The sequence below is a fragment of the Nakamurella sp. genome, assembly GCF_044224575.1.
Taxonomy (GTDB): Bacteria; Actinomycetota; Actinomycetes; order Mycobacteriales; family Nakamurellaceae; genus Nakamurella.
Map to the genome: position 1 here is coordinate 16,619 of NZ_JBGAKE010000030.1, position 14,129 is coordinate 30,747.

Sequence of the window (14,129 nt, forward strand, 5' to 3'; positions counted from 1 at the left end):
CCACCGGCCCGGTTCGGTTCGTAGAAGGGGAGGCGAGCCATGGTCCAGGCGGCGGCCTTCTGGGTGCGCGAGCCCGGTGTCGGCGAGATCCGGCCGGTGACGCTGCCCGAACCTGGGCCGGACGAGGTGCTGGTCCGCACCGGGCACAGCGGGATCAGCCGCGGCACCGAGACCCTGGTGTTCACCGGTCGGGTACCGGTCAGCCAACACGACCGGATGCGCGCGCCGTTCCAGGAGGGTGACCTCCCCGGTCCGGTGAAGTACGGCTACCTCAACGTCGGGGTCGTGCAGACCGGCCGCGCCGAGCTCCGCGGCCGGACCGTGTTCTGCCTGTACCCGCACCAGACCGACTACGTCGTGCCTGCCTCGGCGGTGACGGTGGTGCCGGACGGGGTGCCGCCGGCCCGGGCGGTGCTGGCCGGCACCGTGGAGACCGCAATCAACGCGTGCTGGGACGCGCGGCCGCTGGTCGGCGACCGGATCTGCGTGGTCGGCGCCGGAATGGTCGGCTGCAGCGTGGCCGGGGTGCTGGCCGGCCTGCCCGGCGCCCGGGTGACCCTGGTCGACGTCGACGAGTCCCGGGCCGCCGTGGCCCACTGCCTGGGGGTCGGGTTCGCCCGGCCCGCCGACGCCCCGGACGGACAGGACTTGGTGTTCCACGCCAGCGCCACCTCCGACGGACTGGCGCTCGCCCTGCGGTTGCTGCGCCCGGAGGGCGAGGTGATCGAGCTGTCCTGGTACGGGGATCGGGCCGTGTCGGTGCCGCTCGGCGAGGCGTTCCACTCGGGTCGGCTGGCCGTCCGGGCCAGCCAGGTCGGCGCCGTCGCACCCGCCCGTCGCGGCCATCGCAGCATGGGCGACCGGCTCGCCCTGGCGTTGGAGCTGCTTCGCGACGACCGGTTCGACGCGCTGCTGTCCGGGGAATCGACCTTCGCCGAGCTCCCGCGGCTGCTGCCCGCGCTCGCCTCCGGCGCGCAGCCGGCGATCTGTCACATCATCACCTACGACTGAACTCGAAGAGGGAGCGACCACGATGTTCACGGTGACCGTCCGCGACCACATGATGATCGCGCACAGCCTGCGCGGCGACGTCTTCGGTCCGGCGCAGCGGCTGCACGGCGCGACGTTCGTGGTCGATGCGTCCTTCGCCGGCCCCACCCTCGACGACGACGGCATCGTCGTCGACATCGGCCTGGCGACCGACGAGTTGCACGGCATCGTGGACGACTTCCGCTACCGCAACCTGGACGACGATCCGGCCTTCACCGGGCGGAACACCACCACCGAGGCGCTGGCCCGGGCCATCGCCGACCGGCTGGCCGCCCGGATCCACCGCGGCGCCTTCGGCCCGTCCGGCCGCAATCTGACCCGGCTGACCGTCACCCTGCACGAGTCCCACGTCGCCTGGGCCGGCTACGAGCGGGCGCTGTGGACGGGTTGAGCCGGGCGGTGCACGCCGTCGTGCCGGCGGGTATCGACGACCCCACCCGGCCCAGCGGAGGCAACCGGTACGACCGGCGGGTCCTCGATGCGCTGGCCGGCCGGGGCTGGGCGGTCTGCGAGCGGCCGGTCCCCGGTGCGTGGCCGCAGCCGTCCCCGTCCGACCTGGCGGGGTTGGATCGGCTGCTGCGCGGGCTGCCGGACGGATCGCCGGTGCTGATCGACGGGTTGATCGCGTCCGCCGCCGCCGGGGTCGTGCTGCCGGTGGCCGACCGCCTGCGGGTCCTTGTTCTCCTGCACATGCCGCTGGACACCGACGGCGAGCAGGAGCTGCTGCGCCGGTGCGCCGGTGTGGTCACCAGCAGCCGGTGGGTCGGCGCCCGGCTGTGCGCCGGCGGCCTCGATCCGGGCCGGGTGACGGTGGCCGAACCCGGGGTGGACCCGGCCGACCCGGTCGCCGGCTCGTCCACCGGCGGCCGGCTGCTGGCGGTGGCCGTCCTGGCGCCGCACAAGGGGCAGGACATGCTCATCGCGGCGCTGCACCGGCTGGCCGACCTGGACTGGACGTGCACCCTGGCCGGGTCCGCCGCTGCCGATCCGGCGTTCGCCGCCCGGCTGCGCGTGCAGGCCGGCGGGCTCGGCGAGCGGGTCCGGTTCGTCGGTCCACTCGCCGGTCCGGAGCTGCATCGGGCTTACGCGTCGGCCGATCTGCTGGTTCACCCGTCCCGGGCCGAGACCTACGGCATGGTGATCACCGAGGCGCTGGCGCGGGCCATCCCGGTGGTCGCCACCGACGTCGGTGGCATTCCGGGCGCGCTGGGCCGGGACGCGTCCGGCCACCGGCCGGGTTGCCTGCTCCCACCGGATGACGTCGACGCGCTGGCCGGCGCCGTACGCGGTTGGCTCACCGATCCGGGCCGCCGCGCCGACTGGCGCCGCGCCGCGGCGGCCCGTCGCAGCACCCTGGCCCGCTGGTCGACCACGGCGGGCCTGCTCGCCGACGCACTGGCCGGTGCCCGATGACCATGGCACCGCCGGGCCCCGGTCCGCTGAACCCGGGTTGCGCAGGCCCCGTGGATGCGCAACCGCGGTTCACCGGGCCCGGGCCGGTCGGGGCGGTGCCGTCGGGGATTGCACCGCTGAACCCGGGTTGCGCAGAGGCCCCCGTGGATGCGCAACCGCGGTTCACCGGGGCCGGGCCGGTCGGGGCGGTGCCGCCGGGGATTGCACCGCTGAACCGGGAGTGCGCCCAGAGCCCCGCCGTGGCGCGACCCGGGATCACCCGGACCCAGCCGGACCGGCCGAGCCCCACCCGCCGAGCTGTCGCCCGCTGGTGGCCCCGAATCCGCTTGCTGGCCGGTGCGCTGGTGCTCATCGTGCTGATCTGGCGACTGGGCGCCGGGCCGTTCCTGGCCGGCCTGGCCGCGGTGAACGTGCCGACCGTGCTCGCCGCGCTGGCGATCGGCGCGGTCACCACCGTCTGCAGCGCCTGGCGCTGGCGGGTGGTCGCCGCCCGGCTGGGCGTCGGCCTGCCGCTGCGGACGGCGGTCGCCGCCTATTACGGGTCACAGTTCCTGAACTCGACGCTGCCGGGCGGGGTACTTGGTGATGTGCAGCGGGCGGTTCGGCACGGCCGGGCCTCCGGCGAACCGGGGCGGGGCATGCGGTCGGTGGCGTGGGAGCGGGCGGCCGGGCCGGTCGTGCACCTGGCCCTGACGGCCCTGCTCCTGGTCTTGCTGCCCATGCCCTGGGGGTTGCCCTCGTGGTGGTCCGGCCTGCTCATCGTTGCCATCGCGGTGCTCGCCGGGTTCGCGCTGACCGTGCGCCGCACCCGGTGGGCGGCCCTCGCCGTCGCCGAGGTCCGGTCGGCCCTGTTGGCTCGCGCCGCGTGGCCGCAGGTGTTGGCCGCCTCGGTGGTGGTCGCGCTGGGGCACGCGCTCACCTTCGTGATCGCGGCCCGGAGCGCCGGCGTCACCGCGTCGCCCGGTCAGTTGTTCCCGGTCGCCATGCTGGTGCTCGCGGCGATGCTGCTGCCGCTGAACGTCGGCGGGTGGGGCCCCCGCGAGGGCGTGGCCGCCGGGCTGTTCGCCGCGGCCGGGTGGGGTGCCGCTCCGGGGGTTGCGGCGGCCACGGCGTTCGGGGTGCTGGCGCTGGTGGCCACCCTGCCCGGGATCGTCGTGTTGCTGGCCCGCCCACTCGGCCGGCCCGTCGCCGGGGAGGTGCGGCCGGTTGGCTGATCGCCCGTACACGCTGCTGTCGTGCTGCATGTCGCTGGACGGCTATCTGGCCGGCGCCACCCGACGGCGGTTGCTGCTGTCCAACGACGTCGACTTCGACCGGGTCGACGAGGTGCGGGCCGGCTGCGACGCGATCCTGGTCGGCGCGGCCACCGTCCGGAAGGACAACCCGCGACTGCTGGTCCGGACCCCGGCGCGGCGGGATGCCCGGGTGTCCCGGGGGCTGGCCCCCTCGCCGGCGAAGGTCACCATCACCGGCCGCGCCGAGCTGGACCCGGCAGCGAAGTTCTTCACCGACGGCGATGCCGAAAGGTTGGTCTACTGTGCCAGCTCGGCGGTCGGATCGGCCCGCGCGGTGCTCGGCGAGCGGGCCACGGTCGTCGATGGCGGGCAGCCGGTCGACCTGGCGTGGATGGCGCACGACCTGTTCCACCGCGGCGTCCGCCGTCTCATGGTGGAGGGCGGCGGCACCGTGCACACCCAATTCCTCACCGCCGATCTCGCCGACGAGCTGAATCTGGTGATCGCCCCGTTCTTCGTCGGCGACCACCGGGCCCGCCGGTTCGTCGACGACGGACGATTTCCGTTCAACCCGGAGCACCGGGCCAGGCTGGCCGAGGTTCGGCAGTTGGGCGACGTCGTGCTGCTGCGGTACGCCCTCTCACCCCGGTTCGGCACCTCGTGACGGCCGCCGCGCGGGTGTGGGGGATCGGCCGGTCGCTGGCCATGTACCACGCGATACCGGGCCGGCACGCCCGGATGGCCGCCTTCTACCGGCAGTTCCTGGGTCGGGGTGAGCTGGCGTTCGACGTCGGCGCGCACGTCGGTAGCCGGGTCCGCGCGTGGCGACGGATCGGTGCCCGGGTGGTCGCGGTGGAGCCGCAGCCGGATTGCCTGCGGGTGCTCCGGCTGCTCTACGGGCGCAATCCCGCGGTGCGGATCGTGCCGACCGCCGTCGGCGCGCGGGCCGGCCGGGCCCGGCTCGCGGTGTCGTCCGCGACCCCGACCGTTTCGACGATGGCGCCGGCCTGGATCGATGAGGTCAGCCGCGATCACCGGTTCGCCCGGGTGCGGTGGGACCGGTCCATCGAGGTCCCGGTGACCACCCTGGACGAACTGATCGCTACGCACGGCGAGCCGGCCTTCGTCAAGATCGACGTCGAGGGCTTCGAGGTCGGCGTGCTGTCCGGCCTGTCCCGGCCGGTGCGCGCCCTCTCGTTCGAGTACCTGCCCGCGGCGCACGAGGACGCCTTGGCGGCACTGGATCTCGTCGCGGCCCTGGGGAACTACCGGTACAACTACTCGCCCATCGAGACCATGCGGTGGGCGGGGACCGACTGGTTGGACGCCGCCGGGCTGATCCGGCTGCTGGACCGGTACCGGCCATGGGGTCGCTCCGGCGACGTCTACGCCCGGCTCGGCACATAGGGCGCCGACGTGCTGCGTGGCGTCCGGATTGCCCACCCGCGTGCCCAGAATCTCCGGACGGCAGTGCCGGACGAAGCCCCGTCAGCCCCTCGCGTCCGGCGTGCCGGACCCGATGACGCGGTGATCGGCGTGGCCACCGGGTCCGCCGGGGTCATGGCCCGCCCGGCCGGACGATGCCGTGCTGCACCGCGAACAGGCTGGCGCCGGCCCGGTTCGAGACCCCGGTCTTGGTGTAGACGTGCTCCAGGTGGTTGCGGACGGTCTTCTCGCTGATGAAAAGGTCCACGGCGATCTGCCGGGTGGTCCGGCCGATCGCGGCGAGGGACAGCACCTCCTCCTCGCGGGCCGTCAACCCGGCCGCCCGGGCCCGGCGGTGCGGTCGATCCCCGGCCGCGGCTGCGACCGCCGCCACCGCCGCCGCGTCGAGCAGCCCGGCGGCCCTGTCGCGGTCCAGCACCCGGACCGCGTCGGGCAGGTCGAGGGCGACGCGGTGCGCCCGAGGTTCGGTCAGCGCGGCCAGCCGGTCGGCCGCCGCCAGCAACCGGGCCGGCATGGTCAGGAAGGTGGCGTCGACCCCCTTGGGAAATCCGGAGCCGTCCAGGCGCTCCCGGTGGGATCCGGCGATCGCAGCCACCTCGGCCAGCCCGGGCACCCGGCCGAACATGCGCTGGGTGAAGTACGGGTAGAGCCGCAGCCGCTCCCGTTCGGTGGACGACAGCCGGCTTGCCTTGTCCCAGATCGCATTCGGCACGCCCAGCCGGCCCAGATCGTGGATCCAACCCGCGCGGCGCACCGCGATCTGCTGGCCATCGGTGAGCCCGGACAGCGCGCCGGCCTGGCCCGCCAAGGCGGCGACCCGGCGCGAATGACCCTGTCGGAACGGTGATTTCAGGTCGATGAAGTCACCCATTGCGGTCAGCAGGTCGTCCAGTTCGGCGTCGGACAGCGGCCGATCGGGATCGGGCGCCTGGCCCAGTGCGACGGGCCACGCGTCCACCTCCGCCAGCCCGTCGAGGACGTCCCGGGACGCGAAACACAGCGCATCCACGACCAGCGGATCGAACTGGGTGCCTCGACGTCGCCGCGCCATCTCGACCGCGGCGGCCGGGCCGTGCTCGCGAAGGTGGACCTCGGTGACATCGGCGACGTGCACGACCCGCATCTCGATGGGAATGGCCTCGCCGCCGACCCCGCGGGGTAGCCCGGTGCCGTCCCACCGCTCGAACGTGTGATGAATCGCGTCCCGCACCCGGACGCCCATCCCGAGCCGATCCGCGAGCGCCCCGGCCGACGCGTAGTGCGAGTCGATCAACTGTTGCATCGCTCGCGGGCCGGTGGCCAGCATCCGGGCCACCGCCCACCCGGCGGCGGCCGGCGGGCGGCCGTGGCCGGCCTGTCCGAGGAAGTAGCGGGCCCGATCCAGGCCCTGCAGGTCCACCGGGAAGGTGCCGGCTCGAAAGGCGATCTCGTCGACGAACAGCGCCGTCAGCTCGGGTGAATCGGCCTGGCAGCCGATCCAGGACAGCAATTGTGTGTAGAAGACGACGCCCCGCCGATCGGCGTCCAACCCGACCCGATCGGCGAGCCGGGTGGCGATCACTGCGGCGCGCAGCATGTGATCCATCGGTTGTCCCAGGCCGAGGTCCAGACCCAGGGACAGGGCGGCCACCAGTTCGGCGCGGCGGGGCCGGGCCGGCGTCGGTGGCGGCTGATGGGCGGGCACGGTGTCCACGCTGCCACCGTCCGCGGCAACCGACAAATGGGGCGGATGCCTCATGACCGGCAGGCGCCGTCCGCCGGATGATCGAGGCCGGACAGAGCCGGGCAAGCGAGCGGAAGGCGGTGGCGACGATGGGCAAGGCAGTGATCAGCCTGTGTACCGGCCTGGAGGACCCGGAGAGGGTGACGGTCGCGTTCCTGGTCGCCGTCGGAGCGGCGGAGAAGGGGCGCAGCACCCTGATGTTCCTCACCAAGGAGGCGGTGCGGCTGGCCACGGGCTCGGTGGCGACGGGCGTGGCCTGCGCGGGGTGCCCGCCGCTACCCGAGTTGACCGCCCGGTTCGTGGCCGCCGGCGGCACCTACCTGGTGTGCCCGATCTGCTTCGACGCCAAGGGACTGGCGGCCGACTCGCTGGTCGCCGGGGCCTCGCTCGGCGGGACGGTGCCGATGTGGCAGTGGATCGGTGACGACGCCGCCGTCACCTTCAGTTACTGATGTCCGGACGAAGGGCGATGCGGTGATGACGACGACGGCGGTGGGCGAATCGTTCGCCCGCGCCCTGGCGGCCAAGGACCGCAACGGGTTGCTGGATCTGCTGACCGACCCGATCGACTTCGAGGCCCTGACCCCCGGCCGGCACTGGCGGGCGACGATGCCTCGCGAGGTGGTCGACGACATCATCTTCGGGGTCTGGTTCGGCCCCGGTGACGTGATCACCGAGTTGCGGTCGGTGACCTGCGGGCAGGTCGCGGACCGGGAGCGGGTGTCCTACCGGCTGGCTGTTGGCCGGGGCGGTCTTGACCATGTCGTGGAACAACAGGCGTACTTCAACTTCGACGGTGGGCGGATCGACTGGATCCGGATCCTGTGTTCCGGCTACCGGCCGGAGTCAGGTCCGGGCGTGCCGGTGGACCCAGACGGCGAGTTCGGTCCGGGTGGTCAACTGCAGCTTGGCCAGGGCGCTGCGCACATGTGATTCGACGGTGCGCACCGACAGGAACAGCCGGCCGGCGATGTCCTTGTTGCTCAGTCCCTGTGCCACCAGGGCGGCGACCTCGGTTTCCCGGCCGGTCAGCACCGGGTCGGCGGAAGGCGGTGGGCCCAGCCGGTCCGCCAAACCCTGCGCCTCCCGCAGCGGGCCGGGCATGTCGAGCGCGCGGAATTCGGTCAGCGCCTGGTCGGCCAACTCGCGGGCCAGGTTTGGGGTCCGGTCCAGGTCGGTCAGGCTCAGCGCCCAGCCGAGCCGGCCGTGCGCGACGGATGGACGGGCGCCCAACCGAATGTCGACCTCGACCGCCCGCCGGAAGTGTCCGATGGCGGCCTCGTGGTCCCCCGCGCAACGAGCCAGGTCGCCGAGCAGGCTCTCGTTGGATCCGGTGGAGAACGGTGTGCCGCCCCCATCGGCGCCGCACCACGGCGCGGTCGGCAGCAGGGCCCGGTAGCATCGCCCGGCCAGGTCGCGGTCGTCCAGATCGACCGCGACCCGGCCGAGGCTGCCGATGGATCCGGACCACCGCGGACCCAGCGGCATCCGCTCCGGCAGATCGCGCAACGCGGCGACGGTCGACTCGGCCGCCGACCGCTGCCCCAGCACGAGCCGCAGGTGCGCCTGGCTGATGGTGATGAGCGGCAGGGTGGGCGCCCGCTCCATCATCGCCAGGGCGGCCGGCGCCACGGTTCCAGCCGTCCCGCGGAGCAGGCCGACCTGCACCGCGAAGGCGAAATACATTCCCACCATGGAGGTGTCGCCGACACGGACAGCGATCCGGCGGCCGGCGGCGGCCTGTTCGTGGGCGCCCGCGAAGTCCCCGGACTGGGCCAGCCGAAGCGCTCGCATCCGCAGAACGTGCCAGCGGGCCACCGGCGATCCGGTTCGCTCGGCCAGCCGCTCGATGTCCTCGGTGACCGCGTCCCATCGAGCGAGATCCCCGCGCTGCAGGGCGATGTCCGCCGACCACAGCAGGCCCCACAGCCGCCCCATCGGCGCCGCATCGGCCAGCTCGAGGGCGCGTCCGGCCAGGGCCGTTCGTTCGTCGATGGCCTGCGGGTAGCTCACCACGAAATGCCGGGCGGCAATCGCCTCCAGCTCGGCGCGTGGATCACCCGACCTCCGGGCCATGGCCAGCGCGTCCGCGGACAGTGCGTCCGCCCGCGTGTCCTGCGCTTCGTCGGCCGCCGCCACCGCCAGCGCACCGAGAAGCCTTGCGCGCAAGGCGCTGTCCACCTCGGCCAGGCGGCGTAGGGCGCGCCTGGCGAGCCGGACGGTGAAGCGTGAGACGTCGAGCGAGCCGATTCCCTGGGCGACCAGGGCGGCCTCGCCCATCACATCCGGCCGGTCACCCGCGTCGGCGAGGTCGACGGCGTCGGCGGACGTTTGCAGCGCACTCCGCATCGATCCGGCCGCCCACTCGTAACGGGCGAGTGCCAGCGTCTGCTCGGCCAGCGCCGGCTCGGGATCACCGAGTGCGCGGCTGTGCCGCAGGCTCATCCGGGCGAATTCGACCGCGCGGTCGTGCGCCAGGTCCCGGGCGGCGATCGCCGCGGCCTGCCGGGCCCGGTCCCGGCAGCAGGCTGCGGCCTCCGGGGTGGTCGCCCGGTCCCAGTGCGCGGCCGCGGGCCCGACCAGGGATTCGTCACCGGTCGCGTCCATCGCCCAGGCGATGCCGGCGTGCGCGGCGGCCCGTTCGTCGTCAGCCAGTTCGGCGGCGATCGCGTCCCGGACGATCGCGTGGCGGAACGCCAGCCCGGTGCTGCCGAAGTGCAGCAGGCCCGCCCGGACGGCCGCAGCCAGGTGCTCGCTGATCTGCGCGGTCGGCCGATCCAGCGCACCGGCCAGCAGGGCGGGTGACAACCGTTCGGCCAGCACGGCGGCGGTGGAGACGGTGGTCCGGGCATCCTCGGCCAGGGCCGTCATCGGGGCGACCAGCAGGGCGCGGAGGCCGGTCCGGTCGGCCAGCCACTCGTCCGCGGCCGACAGTCCGTCGCCGGGCGGTGGCCGGCTGATCAGGGCTCGGATGTAGAACGGGTTCCCGTCGGTGCGGGCAACGATGTCGGGCAGGTGAGCCACCCAACCGTCGGTGCCGTCGGTGGCCGACAGCCATTCCGTCACCGCGTCGACCGGCAGGCCGGTCAGCGGAACGGGCACCGCGCAGGCATTGCGGGCCAGATCGGCGTGGGCGGCCGCGAACGGGGTGCCGGGGGTCTCCCGAGCGGTGACGACGATCAGGGCCCGGGTCGAGTCGAGGTCGAGTGCGAGATGCTTCAGGACGGCCACGGTGATGCCGTCCGCCCAGTGGACGTCGTCGAGCACGACGATCAGTCCGGTGGCCGCGGCCGCGGTCGTCACCGCGTCGGCCAGCGCCTCGCACAACCGGAACCGGGCCGCGTCGCCCGGTTCGGCGCCGGCCGCCGCGGCCAAGGCCGCGGCGATCTCCGGGACGTCCCGGCCGACGCGTTTCCACGGCCACAGGGCCGGCGCGCCGGGATCGTCCACCGCGAAGCCCCGGGCGACCCGAACGCGGTCGCCCGGTCCTTCCGGGATCGCCTGCTGGGCCAGTGTGCTCTTGCCGATGCCGGCCTCGCCGGTGATCAGCACCAGCCGGCCCGATCCGGCCAGGGCGTCCCGCCGCGCATCATGCAGCTCGGCCAGCGCCGACGATCGACCGAAGAGTGCCGCCACCGGCCCAGTATGCGCGGATCCGGATCGCACGTTCATGCGGCGACCGCTCGATCGGTGTCCGGTTCGGCGTGCGATTCAGTAGGCGGTTCAGTGCCCGCGCTGATGCCGGCGGGCCGGCCGGACGGGCACGGTGAGCGGGTCATATCGTCCCCAACCGGCCCGGAGGTCACCGTGTACGCACAACTCACCATGTTCGAGGGACCGCGCTCGCCGGAACTCGTCGCCGCGTCCGAGCGGGCCGGCCGGGAGCGGATCGACCCATTGCTCGACGCCCATCCGGACCTGCAGGACGATCTGGTCGCCCGGTACGTGCTGAGCCAGCCCAACGGTGGGTCGGCGGTGCTGGTCGTCTCGCGGACCGAGCATGCCCTGGACAAGGCCATCGAGCTGATCATGACCTCGGAACTGCTGCCGGGCGAGGACCCGGCCCTGCTGCCCGGGCCCACCCGGGTGGAGCGCTACTTGGTCCAGGACGTGCGGCACGGAACGGGTGCGCGATGAGCGCCGGTGTGCTGGCGCCGGAACGACTGACCGGGGTCTGGACGGCCGTCCCGGACACCTCCCGAGCAGGGTTCCGGGTGCGGGACAAGGTGTTCGGCCACGCGAACGGGACGATCCCGGTGCGGTCCGGCACGGTTCGCCTCGGGCCGGCCGGGGCGGTCGAGACCGCCCGGGTGGAACTGGACGTCGCCGCCATCGAGACCGGCAACGCGCACCGCGACCGCGACCTGCGCAAGCCGCGTTTCCTGGCCGCCGACGAGCATCCGTCGATCGTGGTGGAGGCCCGCCGGGCGACGCCCGACGCCGGCGGCTGGTCTGCGGCGGCCACGGTCACGGCCCGCGGGGCCACCGCACCGGTCGATCTGGTCGTCACGCTCGATTCCGCGGACGACGCGTCGGCGACGGTCACCGTCACCGGCCGGCTGGACCGGACCGCCCTGGGCATGAAGGTCCCGACGTTCATCGTCGGCCGGTGGATCGACCTCGACGTGCGCCTGGAGTTCCGCCGGTGAGCCGGGCGGGCGCATCGGTGCCGGTCCCCGGCCGGGGGCGAGAGCAGGTGGTCCGGGCGCGCTGATCATCGCGTGTTCCGATCCGGCAGGGCCGGCACCGATGCCCGGATGGTCACCGCGGAGCGCCGGTCAACCGCAGGTTCCGGCGGGAAGATCAATCCGCACCAATCCGGGGGCGGCTTCGGTCCGAACCTCCGGCGTGACCACAAGAGAGCAGATCCCGGCGGCAGATGGCGGCGGAGCCGTCGAAAGCGGCTGGCGTGCCGGGCGGCTGGCCTCCGCGGCGGTCGGCGTGGTCGCGGTCGGCCTGGCCCTGGGTGGTGCCGAACTGCTCAGCGCCCTCGGCCGGTGGGCCGGTGTGCTCGGCGCCTCGTCGTCGCCGATCGTCGCCCTGGGCCAGACGTTCATCCAGTTCACCCCGGAATGGCTGAAGGAACTGGCCATCCGCACCTTCGGTGAACACGACAAGGACGCGCTCACCGCCGGAATGCTGCTGACCGTGCTGATCGTCGCACTAGTGGTCGGGCTGCTCAACCGGTCCCGGCCGCGGGCCGCAGTCGCGGTGACCGTGCTGCTGCTGGTGATCGCCGGAGCAGCCGCGCTGACCCGGCCGGGCGCCGACGCCCTCGACCTGATTCCGCTCGTCGTCGGCGGCGCACTGGGCGTCACCTTTCTGATCCTCATCGCTCGTTCCGGACTGCGTTCGGCCCCATCGGAGGTGGCGACCGACCCGGCTCCGACGCGGCTCGCCGACCGGCGACGTTTCTTGCGGCTGCTCGGCGGCGGTGCGCTGGTGGCGGCCGCAGCCGGCGGCCTGGCCCGGTTGATCCCCAGCGCCGCGCAGGTCGCCGAAAGCCGCAATCGAGTCGCCCTGCCCGCGCCGGCCGATCAGCAGCGGCTCGATGTCGACGGCACCGCACTGCAGGTTGCCGGGCTGACCCCCTTCGTCACCCCCAACGCCGACTTCTACCGGGTCGATACCGCCTACGCAGTCCCCGCTCTCACCACCGATTCCTGGCAGCTGCGCATTCATGGTGCGGTCGACCGGGAGATCACGCTGAGCTTCGACGACCTGCTGGCCATGACGTCCGTCGAGCGGATGATCACGCTGACCTGCGTGTCGAACGAGGTCGGTGGCAAGCTGGCCGGCAACGCCCGGTGGCAGGGTGTCCGGCTCGCCGATCTGCTCGAGATGGCCGGCCCCCAAGACGGTTTCGATTGCGTGCTGTCCACCAGTGTCGACGGCTTCACCGTGACCACTCCATTGGCCGCACTCACCGACGGTCGGGACGCCCTGCTGGCGTACGCGATGAACGGCGAACCGCTGCCGGTGGAACACGGCTTTCCGGTGCGGATGGTCGTCCCCGGTCTCTACGGCTACGTGTCGGCCACCAAATGGGTGGTCGACCTGGAGGTCACCCGCTTCGCCGACGTCACCGCCTACTGGACGCAGCGAGGCTGGTCGCCGCAAGCGCCCATCAAGACCGCGTCCCGGATCGACGTGCCCGCCGGGTTCGCCCGGTTGGCTCCCGGAACGGTGGCCGTGGCCGGGGTGGCCTGGGCCCAGCACCGCGGCATTGGCGCGGTGCAGGTTCAGATCGACGACGGGCCCTGGCAGGACGCGACGCTGTCCGGCGAACTGACCGTCGACATCTGGCGTCAGTGGTCGTTCGCCTGGCCGGCGACCGAACCGGGGCTGCACACCATCCGGTGCCGGGCGATCGACGCCGACGGAACGGTGCAGACCGATCAGGTCCAGGGGGTGATGCCCGACGGATCAACCGGTTTCGACAGCCGGCAGGTCACCGTGACCGCCTGACGTACAGCTTTGTCCTCCCCTCGCGATCGTGTATCGCATCTACCAAGGAGTATCCGAATGTTGATCAAGCGCGCCCTGTCCCTGGTCGCCGCGGCCGGCCTGGCCGTCACCCTGGCCGCCTGTGGCTCGTCCGCCACCCCCGCCGCCACCTCCGCGTCATCGGCCGCGTCGTCCGCGGCTTCCTCGATGGCCCCATCGTCCTCGATGGCCCCGTCCTCGTCGATGGCCCCGTCGTCGGGCTCCATGAGCTCCGGCGAAGCGATGGGTGCCGGCCTGGTCGGTCCCGGTTGCGCCGACTACGCCAAGCAGGTGCCCACCGGCGCCGGTTCGGTCGACGGGATGGCCCAGGACCCGGTGGCCACGGCCGCCTCCAACAACCCGCTGCTGACCACCCTGGTTGCTGCGGTGTCCGGCAAGGTCAACCCGCAGGTCGACCTGGTGAACACCCTCAACAGCGGTGAGTTCACCGTGTTCGCCCCGGTCGACTCGGCCTTCGCCAAGATCGACGCCAGCACCATGGACACCCTGAAGACCAATTCCGAGTTGCTGAGCGGGATCCTGACCTACCACGTGGTGGCCGGCCAGCTCGATCCGAGCCAGGTCGTCGGCAGCCACCCGACCGTCAACGGCGCCTCGCTGACCGTCACCGGCAGCGGCGACACCCTGAAGGTCAACGACGCCAGCGTGATCTGTGGCGGGGTCAAGACCAAGAACGCCACCGTGTACCTGATCGACTCGGTGCTGATGCCGCCGGCCAGCTGATCGAGTCACGGGACAGCGCGGGTCGCCGGCAT

General features: G+C 73.1%; 14 protein-coding genes. 12 read left to right on the plus strand and 2 right to left on the minus strand.

Features of this window, described 5'->3' with window-relative positions:
• Positions 1–39 precede the first annotated feature (39 nt).
• From ACILSK_RS23155 to ACILSK_RS23180, 6 genes are all read left to right on the plus strand, one after another.
• On the plus strand, positions 40–1,011 hold the full coding sequence (locus ACILSK_RS23155) for a zinc-binding alcohol dehydrogenase (RefSeq protein ID WP_395729553.1): 972 nt from the start codon (positions 40–42) through the stop codon (positions 1,009–1,011).
• Between the two features lie 22 nt (positions 1,012–1,033).
• Positions 1,034–1,441: a 6-pyruvoyl trahydropterin synthase family protein gene (locus ACILSK_RS23160; protein WP_395729554.1), complete on the plus strand. Its 408-nt coding sequence runs from the start codon at positions 1,034–1,036 to the stop codon at positions 1,439–1,441.
• Positions 1,438–2,463 carry a glycosyltransferase family 4 protein gene (locus ACILSK_RS23165; protein WP_395729592.1) on the plus strand — a complete coding sequence of 342 codons (1,026 nt, stop codon included), beginning with the start codon at positions 1,438–1,440 and terminating at the stop codon, positions 2,461–2,463. The genes ACILSK_RS23160 and ACILSK_RS23165 overlap by 4 nt, the downstream gene beginning before the upstream one ends.
• A 143-nt stretch (positions 2,464–2,606) precedes the next feature.
• Positions 2,607–3,677: a YbhN family protein gene (locus ACILSK_RS23170; protein ID WP_395729555.1), complete on the plus strand. Its 1,071-nt coding sequence runs from the start codon at positions 2,607–2,609 to the stop codon at positions 3,675–3,677.
• Positions 3,670–4,362: a RibD family protein gene (locus ACILSK_RS23175; protein WP_395729556.1), complete on the plus strand. Its 693-nt coding sequence runs from the start codon at positions 3,670–3,672 to the stop codon at positions 4,360–4,362. The genes ACILSK_RS23170 and ACILSK_RS23175 overlap by 8 nt, the downstream gene beginning before the upstream one ends.
• Before the next feature lie 41 nt (positions 4,363–4,403).
• Entirely contained in the window at positions 4,404–5,105 is a 702-nt protein-coding gene (locus ACILSK_RS23180) for an FkbM family methyltransferase (RefSeq protein WP_395729593.1), read from the plus strand.
• Positions 5,106–5,256: 151 nt separating this feature from the next.
• Here the strand turns inward: ACILSK_RS23180 and ACILSK_RS23185 are convergent, their stop codons facing one another.
• A complete protein-coding gene (locus ACILSK_RS23185) occupies positions 5,257–6,837 on the minus strand; it encodes an HD domain-containing phosphohydrolase (RefSeq protein ID WP_395729557.1) in 1,581 nt (526 codons plus the stop codon).
• A 119-nt stretch (positions 6,838–6,956) separates the two neighbouring features.
• On the opposite strand from ACILSK_RS23185, the gene ACILSK_RS23190 reads away from it, so the two are divergent.
• Entirely contained in the window at positions 6,957–7,319 is a 363-nt protein-coding gene (locus ACILSK_RS23190) for a peroxiredoxin (RefSeq protein ID WP_395729594.1), read from the plus strand.
• A 25-nt stretch (positions 7,320–7,344) separates the two neighbouring features.
• A complete protein-coding gene (locus ACILSK_RS23195) occupies positions 7,345–7,800 on the plus strand; it encodes a hypothetical protein (RefSeq protein WP_395729558.1) in 456 nt (151 codons plus the stop codon).
• Here the strand turns inward: ACILSK_RS23195 and ACILSK_RS23200 are convergent.
• Entirely contained in the window at positions 7,714–10,503 is a 2,790-nt protein-coding gene (locus ACILSK_RS23200; protein ID WP_395729559.1) for an AAA family ATPase, read from the minus strand. The genes ACILSK_RS23195 and ACILSK_RS23200 overlap by 87 nt on opposite strands.
• A 171-nt stretch (positions 10,504–10,674) precedes the next feature.
• Here ACILSK_RS23200 and ACILSK_RS23205 point away from each other — a divergent pair, with 171 nt between their 5' ends.
• From ACILSK_RS23205 to ACILSK_RS23220, 4 genes are all read left to right on the plus strand, one after another.
• Positions 10,675–11,004 (plus strand): hypothetical protein, encoded by a 330-nt coding sequence (locus tag ACILSK_RS23205; RefSeq protein ID WP_395729560.1) that lies wholly within the window; start codon positions 10,675–10,677, stop codon positions 11,002–11,004.
• A complete protein-coding gene (locus ACILSK_RS23210; RefSeq protein WP_395729561.1) occupies positions 11,001–11,516 on the plus strand; it encodes a YceI family protein in 516 nt (171 codons plus the stop codon). Before ACILSK_RS23205 ends, ACILSK_RS23210 begins: the two co-directional genes overlap by 4 nt.
• A 199-nt stretch (positions 11,517–11,715) precedes the next feature.
• Positions 11,716–13,335, plus strand: coding sequence for a molybdopterin-dependent oxidoreductase (locus tag ACILSK_RS23215; protein WP_395729562.1), 1,620 nt, complete (start codon positions 11,716–11,718; stop codon positions 13,333–13,335).
• A 57-nt stretch (positions 13,336–13,392) separates the two neighbouring features.
• A complete protein-coding gene (locus tag ACILSK_RS23220) occupies positions 13,393–14,097 on the plus strand; it encodes a fasciclin domain-containing protein (RefSeq protein ID WP_395729563.1) in 705 nt (234 codons plus the stop codon).
• The last annotated feature ends 32 nt before the right edge of the window (positions 14,098–14,129 follow it).

What these genes read in the sequence shown, in the direction of transcription:
- ACILSK_RS23155 (WP_395729553.1), top strand. Translation starts at nt 40, where the DNA reads ATGGTCCAGGCGGCGGCCTTCTGGGTGCGCGAGCCCGGTGTCGGCGAG.
- ACILSK_RS23160 (WP_395729554.1), top strand. Translation starts at nt 1,034, where the DNA reads ATGTTCACGGTGACCGTCCGCGACCACATGATGATCGCGCACAGCCTG.
- ACILSK_RS23180 (WP_395729593.1), top strand. Translation starts at nt 4,404, where the DNA reads ATGTACCACGCGATACCGGGCCGGCACGCCCGGATGGCCGCCTTCTAC.
- ACILSK_RS23190 (WP_395729594.1), top strand. Translation starts at nt 6,957, where the DNA reads ATGGGCAAGGCAGTGATCAGCCTGTGTACCGGCCTGGAGGACCCGGAG.
- ACILSK_RS23195 (WP_395729558.1), top strand. Translation starts at nt 7,345, where the DNA reads ATGACGACGACGGCGGTGGGCGAATCGTTCGCCCGCGCCCTGGCGGCC.
- ACILSK_RS23210 (WP_395729561.1), top strand. Translation starts at nt 11,001, where the DNA reads ATGAGCGCCGGTGTGCTGGCGCCGGAACGACTGACCGGGGTCTGGACG.
- ACILSK_RS23220 (WP_395729563.1), top strand. Translation starts at nt 13,393, where the DNA reads ATGTTGATCAAGCGCGCCCTGTCCCTGGTCGCCGCGGCCGGCCTGGCC.